We start from the raw sequence: 17,817 nt of genomic DNA on the forward strand, positions 1-17,817 counted from the left end.
AACAGCATAATGAAACACACTACTCGTAACCGTCGCCAACGCGGTTTTACTTTGCTTGAAGTGATGATGGTACTGGTTATCATCGGTGTGTTGGCATCGTTGGTTGCGCCAAATATTCTTGGCAACCGCGATCGCGCTAACCTGCAAAAAGCAGTAGCGGATATCTCTGGTTTAGAGAATGCATTGCAGATGTACTACGCCCACAACAGCGTAATGCCAACCACCGAGCAGGGGCTGGAGTCTCTGGTTCAGCGTCCAACCAGCTCACCTGAGCCGCGCAATTACCAAGAAGGCGGCTACATCCAACGTTTGCCAACCGACCCTTGGGGCAATGACTATGTGCTATTAAGCCCAGGTGAAATGGGTCGTTACGATCTGTGTACTGCTGGCCCAGATCTGCAGGTTGGCAGTGAAGATGACATCTGTAACTACAACCTTAACGACTACCAGTAATGCTGCACTGTCGCCACATCGCCTCGCAGCAGCGGGGCTTTACCTTGTTGGAATTACTGCTGGTGATCACCCTAATTGGGATCATGGCGACCTCAGTAGCCATGGTGCTCAGTGGCGATAAAACCCGTGAAGCCTTGCTTGAAAGCGGTAATGAATTCACGGTGGTGTTGGGCACAGCATTGGAAGATGCTGAGCTTACCGGCGAGTTACTTGGGGTAGTGGTTGAAGAGCAACGCTATTTCTTTGCTCGCTGGAATCTTGATGATAAAGATTGGGAAATGGTTACCGGTATTGACCCGCTTTACCGAGAGCGCCAATTGCCAAACGGTATTGAGATGTCATTGCAACTCGAAGGGCTTCCGCTTGCGCAGGGGGACGAACCAGAAGAGTCTGAATTTGGTTTGGATGAGTCCTTGTTTGAAAAGAGCGATGAGGAAAAAGAGGAGCGGCCAGAGCCGCAATTACTGTTGTTGCCTTCCGGAGAGATGACGGCGTTTAACTTGCAACTCAGTTCATCTGAGCGAGGTAATAAGACTGAGCCGGTTGAACTGGTGGGTAATCCACTGGGTCAGATCCGCTGGTTACATGAGCTTGAGGTTGAGTAATGCGCTCCAGTAAAGGCTTTACCCTATTAGAGGTGATGGTGGCTTTGGCCATCTTCGCCACCGCTGCTCTAGCTCTCATCAATACCGCTTCGATTCAATTGGGTAATGCCCCTATTTTGACGGAACGATCGTTGGCCAACTACGTTGTTCACAATCGCATGGTCGATATTCAGCTTGAGAATGACTTTCCTGATATCGGTACCAAGAAAGGCGACAGCGAACTGGCTGGACGCACGTGGTATTGGCAGCAACGAGTAGTTAAAGCCAGCGATGAGGAGCTGCGGATGATTGAGGTGAAAGTCGCCTTGGATCGCAGCTTTGATAACGTGCTAGCTGAGGTGCAGACCTATGTCTCTAACCCAAGCTAAACGTCAGCACGGGTTTACACTGCTCGAAGTATTGATGGCAATGGTGGTGTTCGCGATGCTGGCGTTAGCCAGTGCTACGGTACTGCGTCAGACCATTCAATCTGATGAGATTAGCCGTGACAGTCAACAACGTTTGAAGTCGTTGCAACGGACAATGAGCATCATTGAGCGAGACTTCGGTCAGATGGTGGCCCGAGCTGGTCGCGATGGCTTTGGTGATGTGAGCACCAAGTTGTTTGAGTACGGTGATAACTTTGCTGACTCCGATGGACAAGGGATACGCTTTCACCGCTTAGGTTGGCTTAATCCACAAGGGCGCTTGCCACGTGGGTCGCTGCAGCAGGTTATCTATCGCGTTCGTGACGAAAAGTTAGAGCGACTGTACACCCTTTATCCTGATCCAGTTGAAGGCGAAGAGCCGCTTGAGCTGACGTTGATGGATGGCGTACTGGATCTTAAATTTGCGTTTTATATTGATGAAAGCTGGGTTACCCAAACTGACGGTGAAACCATGCCCCGAGCGGTCGCAGTAGAGATTGAGATGGACGATCTTGGCACCATTCGTCGCCATATCTTGTTGGCCGATGGTCTTCAAAGTGGCGCTGATGACAGCGATGAGAACAGTGATAGCGGCTCTAACGATGACAGCAACTTAGGTGATGGTGATTCAGCTAACGGTGGTGACACGTGAAGAAGCAACGAGGCGTCGCGCTGTTAACCGTATTGCTGGTATTGACGGTGATGGTAACCATTGCTGCAGGCATGACTAACCGCAGTTACTTGTCAGCTCGGCGCAGTATTAACCTCAATAACCATGAGCAAGCCTACTGGTATGCGATGGCGTCTGAGGCCTTGGCTAAACGAGCGCTAAAACAAGATTTTGAGGACGCTGACGGCACCGTCCATCTGCAACAGTATTGGGCCTTAGCTGATGTGGTATACCCAGTTGAGAACGGAACCATTGCGGGCACCATCGATGACATGCGCAGCTGCTTTAATTTGAATGCACTGTCGTTGCCATTGAGCGACGCAGAAAAGCAGCAAGATCCCTATCAGTCGCCGCTGGCCGTGCGGCAACTAGTTGCAATGCTTGAAGCTTATGACGTCGATAGCTACACCGCCGAGATGATTGCAGATCGGGTTCGAGATTTTGTTGATGCAGACAGTGATAATGCCGGTAGCTATGGTGCCGAGAGCGCAGAATATGAAGCGCGGGAGTTTCCATATCAAGCGCCTAATCAGCTGATGTTTCACCATAGCGAGTTGCGCGCTGTGTTAGGTGTATCAGCTCAGCACTACCAATTTTTAGAGGATCGCATTTGTGCGATCCCAGGGGATGACCGACAACTACTGAACGTCAACACCCTCGCCATTGAGCAGCCTCAGTTATTAGTGGGGATGGTCGAAGGTAAACTCAGTAACAGCGAAGCTCAAGAGGTGTTAAACAACCGTCCTGAAGATGGCTGGGAAACCATAGAAGACTTTTGGGCAGAGGCAAACATGCAGCGCTTAAGCGATATCGACGACGCATTAAAATCCACAATAGTGGTCGACAGTGACTACTTTCGATTACGTGGCGGTGCGCAGGTTGATACTGCCGTATTTAGATTAGAAACCGTATTACAGCGCGGAGGCGGCGATACATTGACCGTTGTCAGCCGGCAATTTGGAGGCCAACAGTGAGCGAACGATTGGTGGTACGACTGGGCAGCCAAGCTCAGCAACCGATCCCATGGGTAACTTGGTCGGAACAACAGCAGGGCGTTATTAGCTCTGGGGTATTACCTAATGCTGAGGCGCTAGTCAGTTTGGCAGAGCGTGCCGGTGGCCGCCCAGTAGAAGTATTGGTCGACAGTAGCGCGATCACTTTTACCTCGGTAACTGTGCCAGCCAAGGCTCAGCGCCAAGCATTGAAGGCTTTGCCGTTTATGCTTGAAGATGGCTTAGCGCAAGACGTGGAGTTACTACATTTTGTGCCGGGCCCGCGCCAAGGAGACACAGTGCCTGTGGCCATTGTTAGCCACGCTCAGGTGCAGCTCTGGCAACATTGGTTAGCTGAGGCCGGGCTGCCATGCACGCGCATGGTGCCAGATATTTTGGCGTTACCATTGGTCGACGGCAGTTGTGTTTCAGTATTACAACTTGAAGAGCAGCTGCTGCTGCGCAGTGGTACCGTGGCCGGTCAGGTGATGGATGTCGACTGGTTGTCATTGGCTGTCGGCCAATATGCTAATGCTGCACAGCCATGGGCACTGTTTACCCCTCTTGAGCTGCCAGCCGGCGTAGAATCCATTCAGCAGCCACTTGAGCTGCCGATGGAGCAGTTAGCCGCTGGTTTTATGAAAGCCCCTCTGAGCTTACTTACGGGCCCATACGCACCCTCCAAAGAGTTGGGTAATGCGATAAAGTTGTGGGCTAAAGTTGGTATCGCTGCATCGGTATTATTTGTACTGACGCTGATTAACGATGGTCTACAGGTGAATCAACTGCAGGCACAACGAGATGATCTACGCACTGAGCAAGAGCTAATCTACCGCAGTTTGTTTCCTAACGAGAAACGGGTGGTTAACGCGCGTAGCCAGCTGCAAGCAAAGGTTCGTGCCTTAGGCGCTGGGGGTAGCAGCGGCGAACTGTTTGCCATGCTGAAGCAGCTACAGCCGAGCTTTCAGGCATTACCAGGGGTAAAGCCTCAGGGAATCAAATTTGACGCCAGTCGCGGCGAGATCCGGTTGCAACTTTCTGGCAAGGACTTTGCCCAGATTGAGAAGTTTAGCGACAGCGTTAAACAACAGTTCTCGGTACAAACCGGCGCATTAAACAACGACGATAATGGCGTTAGTGGCACCTTAACGGTAAGGGCAAAAGGATGAACGCATATCTGCAACAACTACAACAGCTGTGGTTGGATCGAAGTGATCAAGAGCGTCGTTTGATGGTGATTGCTGGCCCACTGCTGTTGCTTGGCATTATTTATTGGGGTTTATGGCAACCGGTGCAGGAGTCGTTGGCGCAAGCGCAAGCGCAAGTGAAGGCGGAAACGGTTGCCTTAGCGCAGGTAAAGCATAACGCCAACCTTTACGCGAGCCAAGATGGCCAAGCGGGGCCCAAACGCACACTTGGCAGCCTGAGCCAAGTCGCCAGTCAAAGCGCCAAAGAGAACAACTTGGTGATTGAGCGGATGCAACCACAAGGCGATAAGCTGCAACTGTGGTTAGAAGACGCTAATTTCGATCGCCTAATCAGTTGGCTGAATGAGATAAACCAGCAAGGCGTACAGATCAATGCCTTGGATCTGAGCGTTGCAGATGAAGCCGGTATGGTTCAAGTGCGCCGATTACAACTTAGTAAGCCATAACGGAGAGCGTTGGTGAAATCAGCAGTAAAATACGGCCTAGTTGGGGCCGTGGTATTTGGCTTATGTTTAATTGTCACCGTACCGGCCGCATGGGTATGGCACCTTATGCCTAACAAACCTAAGCAGGTGCAGTTGAGTGGGATTAACGGCTCTGTGTGGCAGGGGCGAATTGCTCATGCGCGTATTGCTGGCCGTGACATCGAACAGCTGCAATGGCAGCTGCATCCGAGTGCCTTGTTAAGTGGTCATCTCGCTGCCAGTTTTAGCATGGATGGTGGCTTAGTTCAGGGTAAAGGCGATATCAGCTACGGCCTTGCCGGTCTAAAAGCTGAAGGCCTGCGTCTTAGCGCCCCGTTGCCGTGGATGGTGGGCAAACAACGGTTGCCACTGCGCACGCGCTTAGACGGTCATGCAACCCTTAACGTGCGTACTCTAGAGCAAGGGCAACCATGGTGTGAACAGCTGCAAGGCCGCCTATTGGTTGAACGCTTAGACGTAAATAATCAGTTCGGCGCTTATCCATTGGGAAATATTGCCGGCTCATTGGCGTGCCAGCAGGGTCAAGTGCAGCTGAAAATTGATGAATCAGAAAACGTGATTGGTCTAAATGGTGAGTTGCTGCTTAAGGCCAATAATCAAGTTGAAGTGAACGCTAAGATCCGCCAAACCGAGCAACAGCCCCAGAGCCTTGTTCAAGCACTGCAATTTATTGGTAAGCCTGATAGTACTGGAGCTTATCCGGTCAACTACAGTGGCCCAATTCCGGGGTTATAACCCATTAATGCAGGAAATGCAGAGTGAAGAAACCTGAAATTTTAAGCAATGAGTTGGTGGCTGAAAGCCGCTTGTTTAAAGTGGAACAGTTGGAGCTTCGCTTTAGTAATGGTGAGCTACGTACCTACGAGCGTATGCGCGGCGGACGCACCGGTGCAGTGATGGTGGTGCCGATGATCGACGCTGAGCATATGCTGCTGGTGCGGGAGTACGCCGCTGGTACGCACCGTTATGAACTGGGATTTCCTAAAGGGTTAATTGATCTTGGTGAAGAGGCGGCTGCTGCCGCCAATCGCGAGCTGCAGGAAGAGATCGGCTTTGCCGCTAGAACGTTACAACCGTTGATGCAAGTTGCGTTAGCGCCAAGTTACTTTGCCAGTAACATGGACATTTTTTTAGCTCTGGATCTCTATCCGAGTCAGCTTGAAGGTGATGAGCCAGAGCCGCTTGAGATCGTCAAATGGCCCATTGCCGATGTCGATGGATTACTGGCTCGAGTGGATTTTTCTGAATCTAGATCAATAACGGCCTTGTTTTTAGCGCGCAAGAGTTTAAAACTGGACAGATAGAAGTCGCTGTAGTTTTAAGGTGGTGTGGAGTGAGTCGCCTGCAATCCTTGCTTGAGCCGGTAATCGATATTGCGGTTATCGCTGGTAATAAGATCCGAGACATATATGACGCCGGTCAGTTTGAAGAGTTGACTAAGTCAGACAATACCCCTGTGACCAGCGCCGATCTGGCCGCACACCATTATATTGTTGATGCGCTAACGCTGCTTACCCCTGATATCCCGATTCTGTCTGAAGAAGACGCCAACATCCCCCTTGATGAACGAGTCCAGTGGCAACGATATTGGTTGATCGATCCACTCGACGGTACCCAAGAATTCATTGCCGGCAGTGGTGACTTTGCGGTCAATATCGCTTTGATTGAAGCGGGCGTACCGGCAATGGGAGTTATCTACGCACCAATCAGTGAGGTCTGCTATTTTGCCACCCGTGGCAATGGTGCCTTTAAACGCGAAGCTGGGGTCACCAAATCGATTCACAGTCGCGTGGTAGCGGCCAATGATAAGCTGAAAATTGCGGTATCACGTCGACAGCGCAAGCAGAGCATATTGGATCGCCTGAGCGATCAGTGGCAGTACGATCTGGTGCCCTTTGGCAGTGCGTCGCTGAAAAGCTGCATGGTGGCAGAGGGGGAGGCGGACTGTTACTTACGCTTAGGCCCAACTGGTGAGTGGGATACCGGTGCATCCCAATGCGTGGTGGTAGAGGCTGGAGGCATCATTGTCGATACCCTCTATCAGCCTCTCAGCTACAATCAGCGGGAAAGCTTAGAGAACCCCAATTATATGGTGTTGGGCTCGCAACAGTTGCCATGGCAACAGGTTTTGCCGCCAGCTTAACGGGTATTTAAGGGCTGTGTCGTAGTTAGCTGTTGAAGTTTATCTTAAGCCTTTGGCTTCACCGATTTCGGTGCTTTTAGGGGGACAATGTCACGGTGGCGACGGCACATTCTTGTATGCATTAGGGGGGAGTTTCGCCCCCTTTGGAATCCCCTTTTGCCTTAGGTCGCAGTCCAAAACGCTTCGCTGAACTGTTCCAATGCGGCAGAAGATCAATAGCGGTAGTGCTTTACCCTTGTATCGCAACTCGCCTAGCCAGTGCTTTAACAGCCTTGGAAAGAGCAACACTTAATTGGTAGATAGCCCATTTAAGAATTGATGTACTTCCTGCCAGGAGCCCTGATATAAGATTGGGGCTTCAAGTTTACTGCGCTGATAGTGGTACATCGGGTCGTAGTAATCCAGTAGCATCGCTTCAATCCACACTCGATGTTGGTCCAAATCATTACGGCTCTGTTGCGCTGCTAATGCAGCTAACATTTGCTGTTTAAGTTTATCGTATCGTTGCTGGCCTAAGCGCTTTTGTACCCGTTCAAGACTGCTCAAGAGGTAGTCGCTAAACGCCTGCCAACCTTGTTCTTCGCCGTCTCGTTCTCGGTAGGCCTGAAATTTCGTTACCACATAGTCTTTCAGCGTTTGTTCCACTCGCTCCGCTGTACTGCGAACTAGCACAACCCGCGGTGCGAGCATCATTAGGTTGTAGAGTTCAAGCGGCAGTGATTCACGTCCAATCAAGCGACTTTCGTCTTCTAACAACAATGTATTTTGCTGCTGGTTATGACGGATCAACGCCAGCGCCAATTGGTTTTCAAAATCAATTTGAGAGGGCTGCTCGGTGAGCATTCGGCCAAAGCTGGAGCCACGGTGATTAGCGATTCCTTCAAGATCAACACTGTCGCTGCGCTCGTTGAGGAAGTCGGTTTTACCGCTGCCGGTCATGCCCGACAAGATAATGAGATCACTTTGCGAGGCAACTCGCTCCGTTTCGCCAATCAGATACTGTCGAACCGCTTTATAGCCACCCTGAATGTAGGGGCGGTTAGAGCCTGCTTCTTTAAGCCAAGCTTGGCTTATTTGGCTACGCATGCCGCCACGGAAACAACACAATACTGTTTCTGGCTGCTTTTCGATTTGAGCCATCCAAGCATTAATGCGCTCAGCCTTGATGTCACCACTAACCAGTTGATGCCCTAATTCAACCGCCGCTTGTTGGCCTTTGTGTTTGTAACAGTGGCCAACCTTGCCACGCTCGCTGTCGTTCATTAACGGTAGGCTGATACCACCGGGTAAGGTGCCTTTGCGGTATTCAACCGGTGCGCGCAGATCGATAATCGGCGTTTTATTGAGTAACAGCGTTAGATAGTCGGATGGGGCAATGGTGTTGGGCATGGTGTTCTCAAGCAAAGAAAAAGGCGACGAATCTTCAATTCGTCGCCAGTATACTACTTCAGCTAGGTTGCTGGTGTCGCCTGCATCATGCCATGGCGTGCACTTGTTGGCGTAATTGCTGCCATTGGCTTTGGTGCTCTCGCACGGTTTGGCGTAGCTCATCCAGTTGCTTACGTGCCTTCTTGTCCAACTTATATTTATGCAGCTTTAACAGTCGTTGTTGTTCGCTGTAGTAACCTTGCACGCGCAACATCAGCTGTTCATATTCCTGCTCCAAGGTTGCTAACATCTCCGCTGCTTGTTTGCTGCTGGCACATCGCAATTGGCTTGCTCTTAGTTGCATCTTCAATTTGGCGGTTTCGATGCGATCTTGTGGCGCTTTGCGCAGACCGTTTGCCAAGCCAGTTAAGCTGGATAGTTGGATCAGCCATTTGGTTGGATCAAATTGCCACCACTTAATACCATTGCGGTAGTCATACTCAAAGGTGTGGTGGAAGTTGTGATAACCCTCACCAAAGGTGAATAGCGCTAAGATGCCGTTGTCTTTGGAACTGTGGGCGTCGCTGTAGGGCTGACGCCCCCAGATATGCGCCAAAGAGTTAATGAAAAAGGTACCGTGGTGAACGGTGACGACCCGTAAAAAACCAACCAGCAACACGGCACCGATTACATCGCCTAACGCCAACCCAAGTAATGCTGGCATCCCTAAGTTAGTGAACACTGCAATGGCGTTATAGTGGCGATGTTGAAACATCACGATAGGGTTTTTCTGTAGATCACGGACATTATTGGGTTCGGTTTGGGAGATGCCATGATCACGCATAAGCCAACCCATATGGCTGTACCAGAAACCTTTACCTGCTGAATAGGGGTCTTGGTGATCGTTATCAACATGTTTGTGGTGAATACGGTGATCTGAACACCAATGGATAATGGTGTTTTGCATCGCCATGGCACCGCCGATAGCGAATACCCATTGCAGAGCTGGGTGAGCTTGCCAAGCGCGGTGCGACCACAAGCGATGATAGCCGGCGGTAATCGATAAGCCGCTCCACGCCCAAAATAGAAAGGCGGCCAGCCATAACGAGCCAGAATAACCATGGGTGATGCCGTACCAAGGTACAGCAGTGATGGTAATGATAAATGTGCCGAATAAGACGATGTTATTTAGCCACAAAATTGGTTTGTCTTTGTTCATCCGTGATTACTTTTCAGCTTACAACTGTGAGCCATTTTGGATAAATTGATTAAATTTGCAACCCCGATAGAGCCCTTAGCTGAAAATTTATCAAGATAACGATACTATCTGGCTGATTTTAGTTTAGGTGGTGGCCCATGGGGATCCGAGCACAACAAAAAGAAAAAACCCGCCGCGCCTTGGTGGATGCGGCATTCAACCAACTGAGTGCAGAACGAAGCTTTTCTAGCTTGAGTTTGCGTGAAGTCGCGCGGGAGGCCGGCATCGCGCCGACGTCGTTTTATCGCCACTTTAAAGATATGGAAGAGCTTGGCTTAACCATGGTGGATGAAGGCGGCCTGACTTTGCGTCAATTGATGCGCAAAGGCCGACAACGTGCGGAGCAAGGTGGCAGCATTATTTTTGCTTCAATGCAGATCTTTATGGAGTTTATCGACGAGCACCCAAACGTGTTTCGCTTGTTGTTACGAGAGCGCAGTGGCACTTCTGCAGCGTTTCGTTCTGCAGTAAACCGTGAGATCCGCCATTTCACTGATGAGTTAACTGATTATTTAATTAGTCGATCAAATACGGATCCGCGCTTAGCCTATGCACAGGCTGAAGCGATGGTGGTTCTGGTGTTTGCGTCTGGCTCTGAAGTGCTTGATATGAGTAAAAAGGAACGTAAACTGCAAACCGATCGTCTGATCCTTCAGGTTGCAATGCTGTCGATAGGTGGCGAGGCTTTACCCAACAGTAAACGCTTCGAAGCACATATGCTGGCTTCGCAATAATGTCGACATACCGTTAGTTGAATCCCCAAGTTGTTCACTCAATTTGGGGATTTTCGTTTTTGATAAGGTTAAAAATCAATAACAACACCTAACTTCGAACGTAGTGATGGATCTATCTTTAGGATAACAGTAAAGTTCGCACCAAATGATGCATTTAGGATGCCTCTTATGTTGAACATCGACGATCCAAAAGTTATTGATCGCACACCGGCGCTGCTGCGATTGGCCTTTCGCCCCTTCTTTTTACTCGCTGCCGTGTGGGCTTGTATTGCTATCCCATTATGGCTGTTGGCGTGGTACCACCCAGAATTTAGCCCTTTTGCGCAAAAATTTTGGAGTAACGTAGTGCCGCTATGGTGGCACCCGCATGAGATGCTGTTTGGCTTTGCGATGGCGGTGGTGGCCGGTTTTCTGCTAACCGCATCGCAAAACTGGACTAATCAACCGGGCATAAAGGGGGGCCAACTTGGGTTGGTGGTTGGCTTATGGGCTATGGCACGGTTGACGTTGATGTTGCCGTGGGATCTACCCATCTGGTTGCCTGCCTCGTTTGACTGCGCCTTTTTACTGGCGGTGGCCGTCAAACTAACTGTGGTTATGCTCAAGGTGCGACAGTGGCGCAATATGGTGTTCCCTGTATTGCTGTTTGTTGCTGCGGCCATCAACCTACTAAGTTATTGGACCTTGGCTAATCACAACCTGTCACTGAGCTTGCAGATTTGGCAAGCGATGATCTGGTGGTTGGCATTGATCATCACCGTAATGGGGGGGCGAGTTATTCCATTCTTTACCGCAGCGCGGCTTAAGCTTACCAAACGTGAACCGATTACGTGGATAGAGTGGACCACCCCTTCATTATTGGCGCTCATGCTCGTCAACTCATTGGTGCCGTTTCTGCCGTATGTCGCTAAGGTCATTGTATTAACGGTCGCGGGTGTACTGCAGCTAGTGCGACTGGCTCGCTGGTACCCACTTAAAACAGTTAAGATTCCGTTGTTATGGTCGTTACATCTAGGGTATTTATTCCTACCGATCAGCTTATTGGCAATGGCCTACTATGCCAATAATCCGCTATTAGAGCGGCAATTACTGCACCTGTTTGCGATTGGCACTATGGCCGGTGTGTGTTTATCGATGATTAGCCGTGTCTCGTTGGGGCACACGGGTCGAAATATCTATCAGGGGCCGAATATGGCACCCGCTTTTTTGATGCTGGCAGTTGCAGCGATAGTACGAACCATTTTGCCGTTAGAGCAGCCAGCTGATAGCTATACGTGGCACTGGCTCGCAGCGGCATTATGGTGTGGTGCCTTTGGAATGTTTGTGTGGCATTACACCAAGATCCTAGCTAGGCCGCGATTGGACGGTCGTCCCGGTTAGCCATGGTGGCACAATACTAAAACGGCACCTAACTTGAAGCCAAGTGGGTGCCGTTGTTGTCTCGAGTGTTCGAGCTAGTTACGCCATGCGCCGTTCGCGCCAGTTGCGGATTAAGGCAATAATGGCGGTGACCACCATCGACCCGAAAATTAGCCCAATGGCTAAGGATGCTTGTTGTAGCGCGGTGGGATCAATCACCAACATGGTACCCATGCCCATCATCATAATGCCTGACAGTAACTTAAGGGTTTGCCCCTCTTTCTCGGTGAGCTTGCGTTTACCCATGGTCATGGCGAAAACGATAACGATGGCCAATAGTGGGATCACGTAAACCACGTTGTAGAACAATAGGTATAGGTAGCGGGTAGTGTCCGGCAGATCATGCATGGTCAGGACGCTGGTGTAGATCATTGGGAACCCTGCGGTACAGAGTAGCTCGTAGGCATTCGCTAATATGGATAACACCACGGTACCGGCAATCATGGTGGGCATGCTGCTGGCTTTGGTGAGTTGCCCCATTCGTTTGATCAACCCAGTGCGATTCTCTGCCGACATTGATAACGACACCTCACCTTTGGTGGTGAAGTACTCCTTCATATTAATAGCGCCGGCCGTTAATGCCATTGCACCGGCGGCCATCATAATCCAGCCACCGTCGCTGCCACCGAGTAGCTCAAATATATTGAGCCAAGCACTCATAAACATGAAGTAGATGGCACCAGAGAAGAACACAAAGATCCCGCCAACTATCAACATGCGACTGCGACTTTTAGCGTTGACCATAATCGATAGTAAGAACAACAACACGAAGAAGGCGCAAGGGTTGAATGCATCAACGCCACCAAGCACAACAGTAAGTAAAGGCAATGACATCTGCTCGGGAGCTACCACACCAATAAATGGCAACTCTACCGGTTGTACTGCTGGTTGAGTGGGTAAAGTACTCAAACCACAGGTACCAGCACCGCTGCCGCCGTCATCACAGGTTTCAAATAACAATGGCGCGTCTGCATCAATCGCCACCGAATTGATCTCAGAGAGAGCTTGTTGTGATAACTGGCCGCCATTATGTTGGTAACAGCTGGCGAGTTGTTTTAGTAGGAATTGACCGGTAATAGACTCGCCGCTGTAACCGACACTGGCATTACCACAGCTGGCGAAATAGGGCACCGAGCTGGCGGCAACAGAGGTTTCAGCGGCAACACTTTGCAAGAGTTCAATAGTGCCACTGTCTTGGACACGATGGGATTCGAGGCGGATCCAAGGGAAACGTTCAGGAAGCTTATCGATGAAGGGGTGTGCTTCGGCACAATGGGGACAGGTTTCAGACCAAAAAAAGTAAAGCGTAACCGACTGGCTGCCGTCGCTATTTTGCTTTACCCACTCAATTGTGGGCTGCGCAAACAAACTGAACGGAAGCAGTAACAGCAGCAATATGCTGCGGCGCCATAGGGTGAATCGACTATCCATTGCCATTCCTCTGGTGTCACATTTAATCAACAATATTTGTATGACTGTTGTACACCACAACGGAGCGAGCAAACTGTGATCAACTTTGGTTTGTTGTTGCTGCAGTGAAATCAGCTGCTTACGATAGAGTAAAAAGAAACCCGCCATATGGCAGGTTTCTTTTGAAGCGATAAACACTACTTGCGCTCTAGTAGTACACCCGCTTCCATATGGTGGGTGTATGGGAACTGATCGAACAACGCGAACTGGGTGATCTTATGGGTTTGGCCCAAGGTCTTCAGGTTCTCCAGTAGGGTTTCTGGGTTGCACGAGATATATAGAATTCGCTCATAGCCCTGCACCATCTTTTCGGTTTCGCTGTCTAGGCCAGAACGCGGCGGATCGACGAAGATAGTGTTGCAGTTAAAGGCGGTCAGATCGATCCCTTTAAGGCGGTTGAACTCACGCACGCCATTCATAGCATCAGTAAAATCTTCTGCTGACATACGAATGATGGTGACGTTGTTGATGTTGTTTGCTGCGATGTTGTGTTGCGCTGCTTGAACCGATGGCTTAGCTAGCTCGGTTGCGAGTACCCGCTCGAAGTTTTGCGCTAACGCCAACGAGAAGTTACCGTTGCCACAGTATAGTTCCAGTAAGTCGCCGCTACTGTTACGAGTTGCGTCGATAGCCCACTCCAACATCTTTACTGCCACCTTACCATTAGGTTGGGTGAAGCTGTTTTCGATCTGGCGGTAGTTTAACGGTTGCCCGTGTACGTGCAGTAGTTCATCTGCATAGTCCCGATCAATAACCAGCTTCTGTTTCTTCGCGCGGCCGATAAATGAAACCTTATCGCCCCACAGTTGCTTGAGCTTATTGATCTCAGTTTCCCACTCTTGGTCTAGCTGACGGTGGTATAGCAGGCTGATCACCAGCTCACCACTTAGTGTTGAGAGAAAATCAACCTGGAACAGTTTGAAGCGCAGAGTAGGGTTCGGTAGCAATGCTTCCCGCAGTTTAATCATATATTCATTGATTAGCGTGCTGGCTGGCAGAAACTGGGTGATCGCAATACGTTGCTTAGTCTGCTGATCAAACATGATGTAGTTAAGATCATCACCATCGTGCCAAATGCGAAATTCGGCACGCATGCGGTAGTGCTTGGGCTCGGAGCGGAACACCTGCAGTTCTGGGGTGGCGTGAGCAGCAAACAGTTCACGCATACGATCGCACTTAGTCGCTAACTGCGATTCATATTGGCTGGGATCGAGGGCTGACAGATCCATGAAATTCTCCGAAGCAGGGTAATCTTTAAAGGGGGGCAAATTCTAACCAGCGAAACGCACTTGTCCAGTTCTCTTGGCCTAAACCGATGCGTATGTGAGAATTAACCCATTATCTCCTATTTATGATCCTAGCAGCGCAATGCGTAACTAGGTACCAAGTAAAGACAGTTCGAGGGTTATGGCGTCTATATTATTGTTTGATTCAGGCATTGGTGGCTTAACTATATATAAGCATATTGCCAAACAGTTTCCTGACGCCGCAATTCACTACCTTGCGGACAATGCTCGGTTCCCATACGGTGAACTGATTGAACACGACCTTACCTGCGGTTGCGTTACTCTCATCGATAAGTTTGTGCAACAACAAGCGGTAGGTTTAGTTGTTGTTGCCTGTAACAGTGCTAGTACCATTGCCCTTGATAGCCTGCGAGCAGCATTAACGGTTCCTGTTGTCGGTGTCGTTCCCGCGATTAAACCCGCTGCGCAGACTACGCAAAATAACGTCATTGGCCTGTTAGCAACACCGGGAACCGTTCAGCGCCGGTATACTGATGAGCTAATTACAACCTTTGCCGCAGACAAAGAGGTGATTCGTATTGGCAGTAGCCGTTTGGTACAACTAGCTGAAGATAAGCTGTCAGGACTAGAAGTTCCGCTGCAATCACTGCAGCAGATTCTTCAGCCATTCATTAAGGCCGATGCGGTGCCAGATACAGTGATCCTCGGATGCACACACTTCCCTTTATTGGCCGAAGAGCTGCATAACGTATTAGGAGATAGGGTTGCTTTGATCGATTCTGGAGCTGCGGTAGCTCGCCGAGTGGAGCATCAACTCGAACAGCATCAGATAAATCTTCACAATAACGACAACAATGGCTTCTTTTATACAGGAAGTGCCCCTAATCGAACCCTTTTACAAGTCGTTACTAAGTTAGGCTTTCAGCAATGTCGTCTATTCAGCGGCTAAAACAGTCAGAACCGACTAATATCTAGACGGGCTGGTGTTAATCTGAGCGGTCGTTTAGATATTTCAAAAAGCCCCTTGCGCCTGAGCGAACAGTCCCTATAATGCGCTTCCTGTCGACGGGGCAACGCAGCAAACGCTGATGTAGCAACGGTTGATATGGCGTCAGCCACTACGTTAACTTTTCATATAAGTCCTTGACTTGGTAAGTTAACTGGTTAAAATGGCGCTCTGCTTCGAACCTTAAGCCGAAACGCTTAAAACACGAAGTTTAGCCTCAAAAAGAAATTCAACTTTCTGCTTGACGCTGACAAAGGAAAGCGTATTATACGCCTCCTGCTTCGGCAACGAAGCCAAGTTCGCAAGAGCTGCTCTTTAACAATTTGTCAGACAATCTGTGTGGGCACTCACGTAGAATTGAGAAATCATCATTTTCTCGATATTTACTGAGTGACTATACGAAATTCAGTATTCATTGAGTGTCTAGCTCTTAGGAGTTGGACAAAAAATCAAATCTTTAATTGAAGAGTTTGATCATGGCTCAGATTGAACGCTGGCGGCAGGCCTAACACATGCAAGTCGAGCGGAAACGATGATGATGAACCTTCGGGGGATTCATTAGGCGTCGAGCGGCGGACGGGTGAGTAATGCTTAGGAATTTGCCCAGTCGAGGGGGACAACAGTTGGAAACGACTGCTAATACCGCATACGCCCTACGGGGGAAAGGAGGGGACGCTTCGGCACCTTCCGCGATTGGATAAGCCTAAGTGAGATTAGCTAGTTGGTGAGGTAAGAGCTCACCAAGGCGACGATCTCTAGCTGGTTTGAGAGGATGATCAGCCACACTGGGACTGAGACACGGCCCAGACTCCTACGGGAGGCAGCAGTGGGGAATATTGCACAATGGGCGAAAGCCTGATGCAGCCATGCCGCGTGTGTGAAGAAGGCCTTCGGGTTGTAAAGCACTTTCAGCGAGGAGGAAAGGTCAACGGTTAATACCCGTTGGCTGTGACGTTACTCGCAGAAGAAGCACCGGCTAACTTCGTGCCAGCAGCCGCGGTAATACGAGGGGTGCAAGCGTTAATCGGAATTACTGGGCGTAAAGCGCATGCAGGTGGTTTGGTCAGTCAGATGTGAAAGCCCCGGGCTCAACCTGGGAACTGCATTTGATACTGCCAAACTAGAGTCCTTGAGAGGGGGGTAGAATTTCGGGTGTAGCGGTGAAATGCGTAGAGATCCGAAGGAATACCAGTGGCGAAGGCGGCCCCCTGGCAAGAGACTGACACTCAGATGCGAAAGCGTGGGGAGCAAACAGGATTAGATACCCTGGTAGTCCACGCCGTAAACGATGTCTATTAGGAGGTTGTTCCCTTGAGGAGTGGCTTCCAAAGCTAACGCATTAAATAGACCGCCTGGGGAGTACGGCCGCAAGGTTAAAACTCAAATGAATTGACGGGGGCCCGCACAAGCGGTGGAGCATGTGGTTTAATTCGATGCAACGCGAAGAACCTTACCTACTCTTGACATCCAGAGAAGCGACCAGAGATGGACGTGTGCCTTCGGGAACTCTGAGACAGGTGCTGCATGGCTGTCGTCAGCTCGTGTTGTGAAATGTTGGGTTAAGTCCCGCAACGAGCGCAACCCTTGTCCTATGTTGCCAGCACGTAATGGTGGGAACTCATGGGAGACTGCCGGTGATAAACCGGAGGAAGGTGGGGACGACGTCAAGTCATCATGGCCCTTACGAGTAGGGCTACACACGTGCTACAATGGTCAGTACAAAGGGTTGCCAACTAGCAATAGTGCGCTAATCCCATAAAGCTGGTCGTAGTCCGGATTGGGGTCTGCAACTCGACCCCATGAAGTCGGAATCGCTAGTAATCGTAGATCAGAATGCTACGGTGAATACGTTCCCGGGCCTTGTACACACCGCCCGTCACACCATGGGAGTGGGCTGCAAAAGAAGTGGGTAGTTTAACCTTTCGGGGAGGACGCTCACCACTTTGTGGTTCATGACTGGGGTGAAGTCGTAACAAGGTAGCCCTAGGGGAACCTGGGGCTGGATCACCTCCTTAAACGACATGATTACTTGTTTTGCGCTGAGTGTTCACACAGATTGTCTGAAATCATTAAGTCTTTGACTTGATGATTTTGGCTCGTTGTTCTTTACGAACGACATGCTCTTTAAAAATTTGGAAAGCTGATAAAATTTTCTCGAGAAACTGTAAGAGTTTCTAAATAAACAATCTTACAAGTGTCTAAAGATATCCGGCGTTACACCTCCTACCCGGAGCGTGTAACTAACGAAAACATTTGGTTGCGGCATATTACGATGCTGAGTTTGCATACTCAGAAGCGTATTGCGCAGGTATTTGGTTCTCAATCGCGGAGAAACGAGAGTGAGCGAGGAAG

Annotated in this window: 17 protein-coding genes and 1 rRNA gene; 14 read left to right on the forward strand and 4 right to left on the reverse strand. The window is 49.9% G+C overall.

Going from position 1 to position 17,817, the window contains the following annotated elements; genetic code table 11:
* Positions 1-9 precede the first annotated feature (9 nt).
* The 10 genes from gspG to cysQ are packed head-to-tail and all read left to right on the forward strand — an operon-like array spanning position 10 to position 6,963.
* Positions 10-453, forward strand: coding sequence for a type II secretion system major pseudopilin GspG (gene gspG / locus HER31_RS16790; RefSeq protein WP_168662359.1), 444 nt, complete (start codon positions 10-12; stop codon positions 451-453).
* Positions 453-1,058, forward strand: a complete 606-nt coding sequence (gene gspH / locus HER31_RS16795; protein WP_168662361.1) for a type II secretion system minor pseudopilin GspH — start codon at positions 453-455, stop codon at positions 1,056-1,058. The genes gspG and gspH overlap by 1 nt, the downstream gene beginning before the upstream one ends.
* The gene (gene gspI, locus HER31_RS16800; protein ID WP_168662363.1) at positions 1,058-1,426 is read left to right on the forward strand and encodes a type II secretion system minor pseudopilin GspI; all 369 of its coding nucleotides are present in this window, start codon (positions 1,058-1,060) and stop codon (positions 1,424-1,426) included. Before gspH ends, gspI begins: the two co-directional genes overlap by 1 nt.
* Positions 1,407-2,117: a type II secretion system minor pseudopilin GspJ gene (gene gspJ / locus HER31_RS16805; RefSeq protein ID WP_168662365.1), complete on the forward strand. Its 711-nt coding sequence runs from the start codon at positions 1,407-1,409 to the stop codon at positions 2,115-2,117. Before gspI ends, gspJ begins: the two co-directional genes overlap by 20 nt.
* The gene (gene gspK, locus HER31_RS16810; protein ID WP_168662367.1) at positions 2,114-3,109 is read left to right on the forward strand and encodes a type II secretion system minor pseudopilin GspK; all 996 of its coding nucleotides are present in this window, start codon (positions 2,114-2,116) and stop codon (positions 3,107-3,109) included. The genes gspJ and gspK overlap by 4 nt, the downstream gene beginning before the upstream one ends.
* Entirely contained in the window at positions 3,106-4,296 is a 1,191-nt protein-coding gene (gspL, locus tag HER31_RS16815; RefSeq protein WP_168662369.1) for a type II secretion system protein GspL, read from the forward strand. The genes gspK and gspL overlap by 4 nt, the downstream gene beginning before the upstream one ends.
* Positions 4,293-4,781, forward strand: coding sequence for a type II secretion system protein M (locus HER31_RS16820; RefSeq protein ID WP_168662371.1), 489 nt, complete (start codon positions 4,293-4,295; stop codon positions 4,779-4,781). The genes gspL and HER31_RS16820 overlap by 4 nt, the downstream gene beginning before the upstream one ends.
* A gap of 12 nt (positions 4,782-4,793) precedes the next feature.
* Positions 4,794-5,555 (forward strand): type II secretion system protein N, encoded by a 762-nt coding sequence (locus tag HER31_RS16825; protein ID WP_238786859.1) that lies wholly within the window; start codon positions 4,794-4,796, stop codon positions 5,553-5,555.
* Between the two features lie 23 nt (positions 5,556-5,578).
* The gene (gene nudE / locus HER31_RS16830; protein WP_168662373.1) at positions 5,579-6,124 is read left to right on the forward strand and encodes an ADP compounds hydrolase NudE; all 546 of its coding nucleotides are present in this window, start codon (positions 5,579-5,581) and stop codon (positions 6,122-6,124) included.
* A 29-nt stretch (positions 6,125-6,153) separates the two neighbouring features.
* A complete protein-coding gene (gene cysQ, locus HER31_RS16835; RefSeq protein ID WP_168662375.1) occupies positions 6,154-6,963 on the forward strand; it encodes a 3'(2'),5'-bisphosphate nucleotidase CysQ in 810 nt (269 codons plus the stop codon).
* A 288-nt stretch (positions 6,964-7,251) separates the two neighbouring features.
* On the opposite strand, the gene mnmH is transcribed toward cysQ, so the two are convergent.
* Positions 7,252-8,352 carry a tRNA 2-selenouridine(34) synthase MnmH gene (mnmH, locus tag HER31_RS16840; protein ID WP_168663431.1) on the reverse strand — a complete coding sequence of 367 codons (1,101 nt, stop codon included), beginning with the start codon at positions 8,350-8,352 and terminating at the stop codon, positions 7,252-7,254.
* 85 nt (positions 8,353-8,437) lie between these two features.
* Positions 8,438-9,550: an acyl-CoA desaturase gene (locus HER31_RS16845; protein ID WP_168662377.1), complete on the reverse strand. Its 1,113-nt coding sequence runs from the start codon at positions 9,548-9,550 to the stop codon at positions 8,438-8,440.
* A 137-nt stretch (positions 9,551-9,687) separates the two neighbouring features.
* Here HER31_RS16845 and fabR point away from each other — a divergent pair, with 137 nt between their 5' ends.
* Together fabR and HER31_RS16855 are read left to right on the forward strand one after the other, a co-directional pair.
* Positions 9,688-10,323, forward strand: coding sequence for an HTH-type transcriptional repressor FabR (fabR, locus tag HER31_RS16850; protein ID WP_168662379.1), 636 nt, complete (start codon positions 9,688-9,690; stop codon positions 10,321-10,323).
* A 168-nt stretch (positions 10,324-10,491) separates the two neighbouring features.
* Positions 10,492-11,703 carry an NnrS family protein gene (locus HER31_RS16855; RefSeq protein WP_168662381.1) on the forward strand — a complete coding sequence of 404 codons (1,212 nt, stop codon included), beginning with the start codon at positions 10,492-10,494 and terminating at the stop codon, positions 11,701-11,703.
* Between the two features lie 78 nt (positions 11,704-11,781).
* Here HER31_RS16855 and HER31_RS16860 read toward each other — a convergent pair whose 3' ends face one another.
* Positions 11,782-13,173 carry a cytochrome C biosynthesis protein gene (locus tag HER31_RS16860; RefSeq protein WP_168662383.1) on the reverse strand — a complete coding sequence of 464 codons (1,392 nt, stop codon included), beginning with the start codon at positions 13,171-13,173 and terminating at the stop codon, positions 11,782-11,784.
* Positions 13,174-13,349: 176 nt separating this feature from the next.
* Positions 13,350-14,441, reverse strand: coding sequence for a tRNA (uridine(54)-C5)-methyltransferase TrmA (gene trmA / locus HER31_RS16865; RefSeq protein ID WP_168662386.1), 1,092 nt, complete (start codon positions 14,439-14,441; stop codon positions 13,350-13,352).
* Between the two features lie 178 nt (positions 14,442-14,619).
* Here trmA and murI point away from each other — a divergent pair, with 178 nt between their 5' ends.
* Entirely contained in the window at positions 14,620-15,408 is a 789-nt protein-coding gene (gene murI / locus HER31_RS16870; protein WP_168662387.1) for a glutamate racemase, read from the forward strand.
* 515 nt (positions 15,409-15,923) lie between these two features.
* A 16S ribosomal RNA gene (locus tag HER31_RS16875) occupies positions 15,924-17,480 on the forward strand.
* Positions 17,481-17,817 lie beyond the last annotated feature (337 nt).

Source organism: Ferrimonas lipolytica (genome assembly GCF_012295575.1).
Classification (GTDB): domain Bacteria; phylum Pseudomonadota; class Gammaproteobacteria; order Enterobacterales; family Shewanellaceae; genus Ferrimonas; species Ferrimonas lipolytica.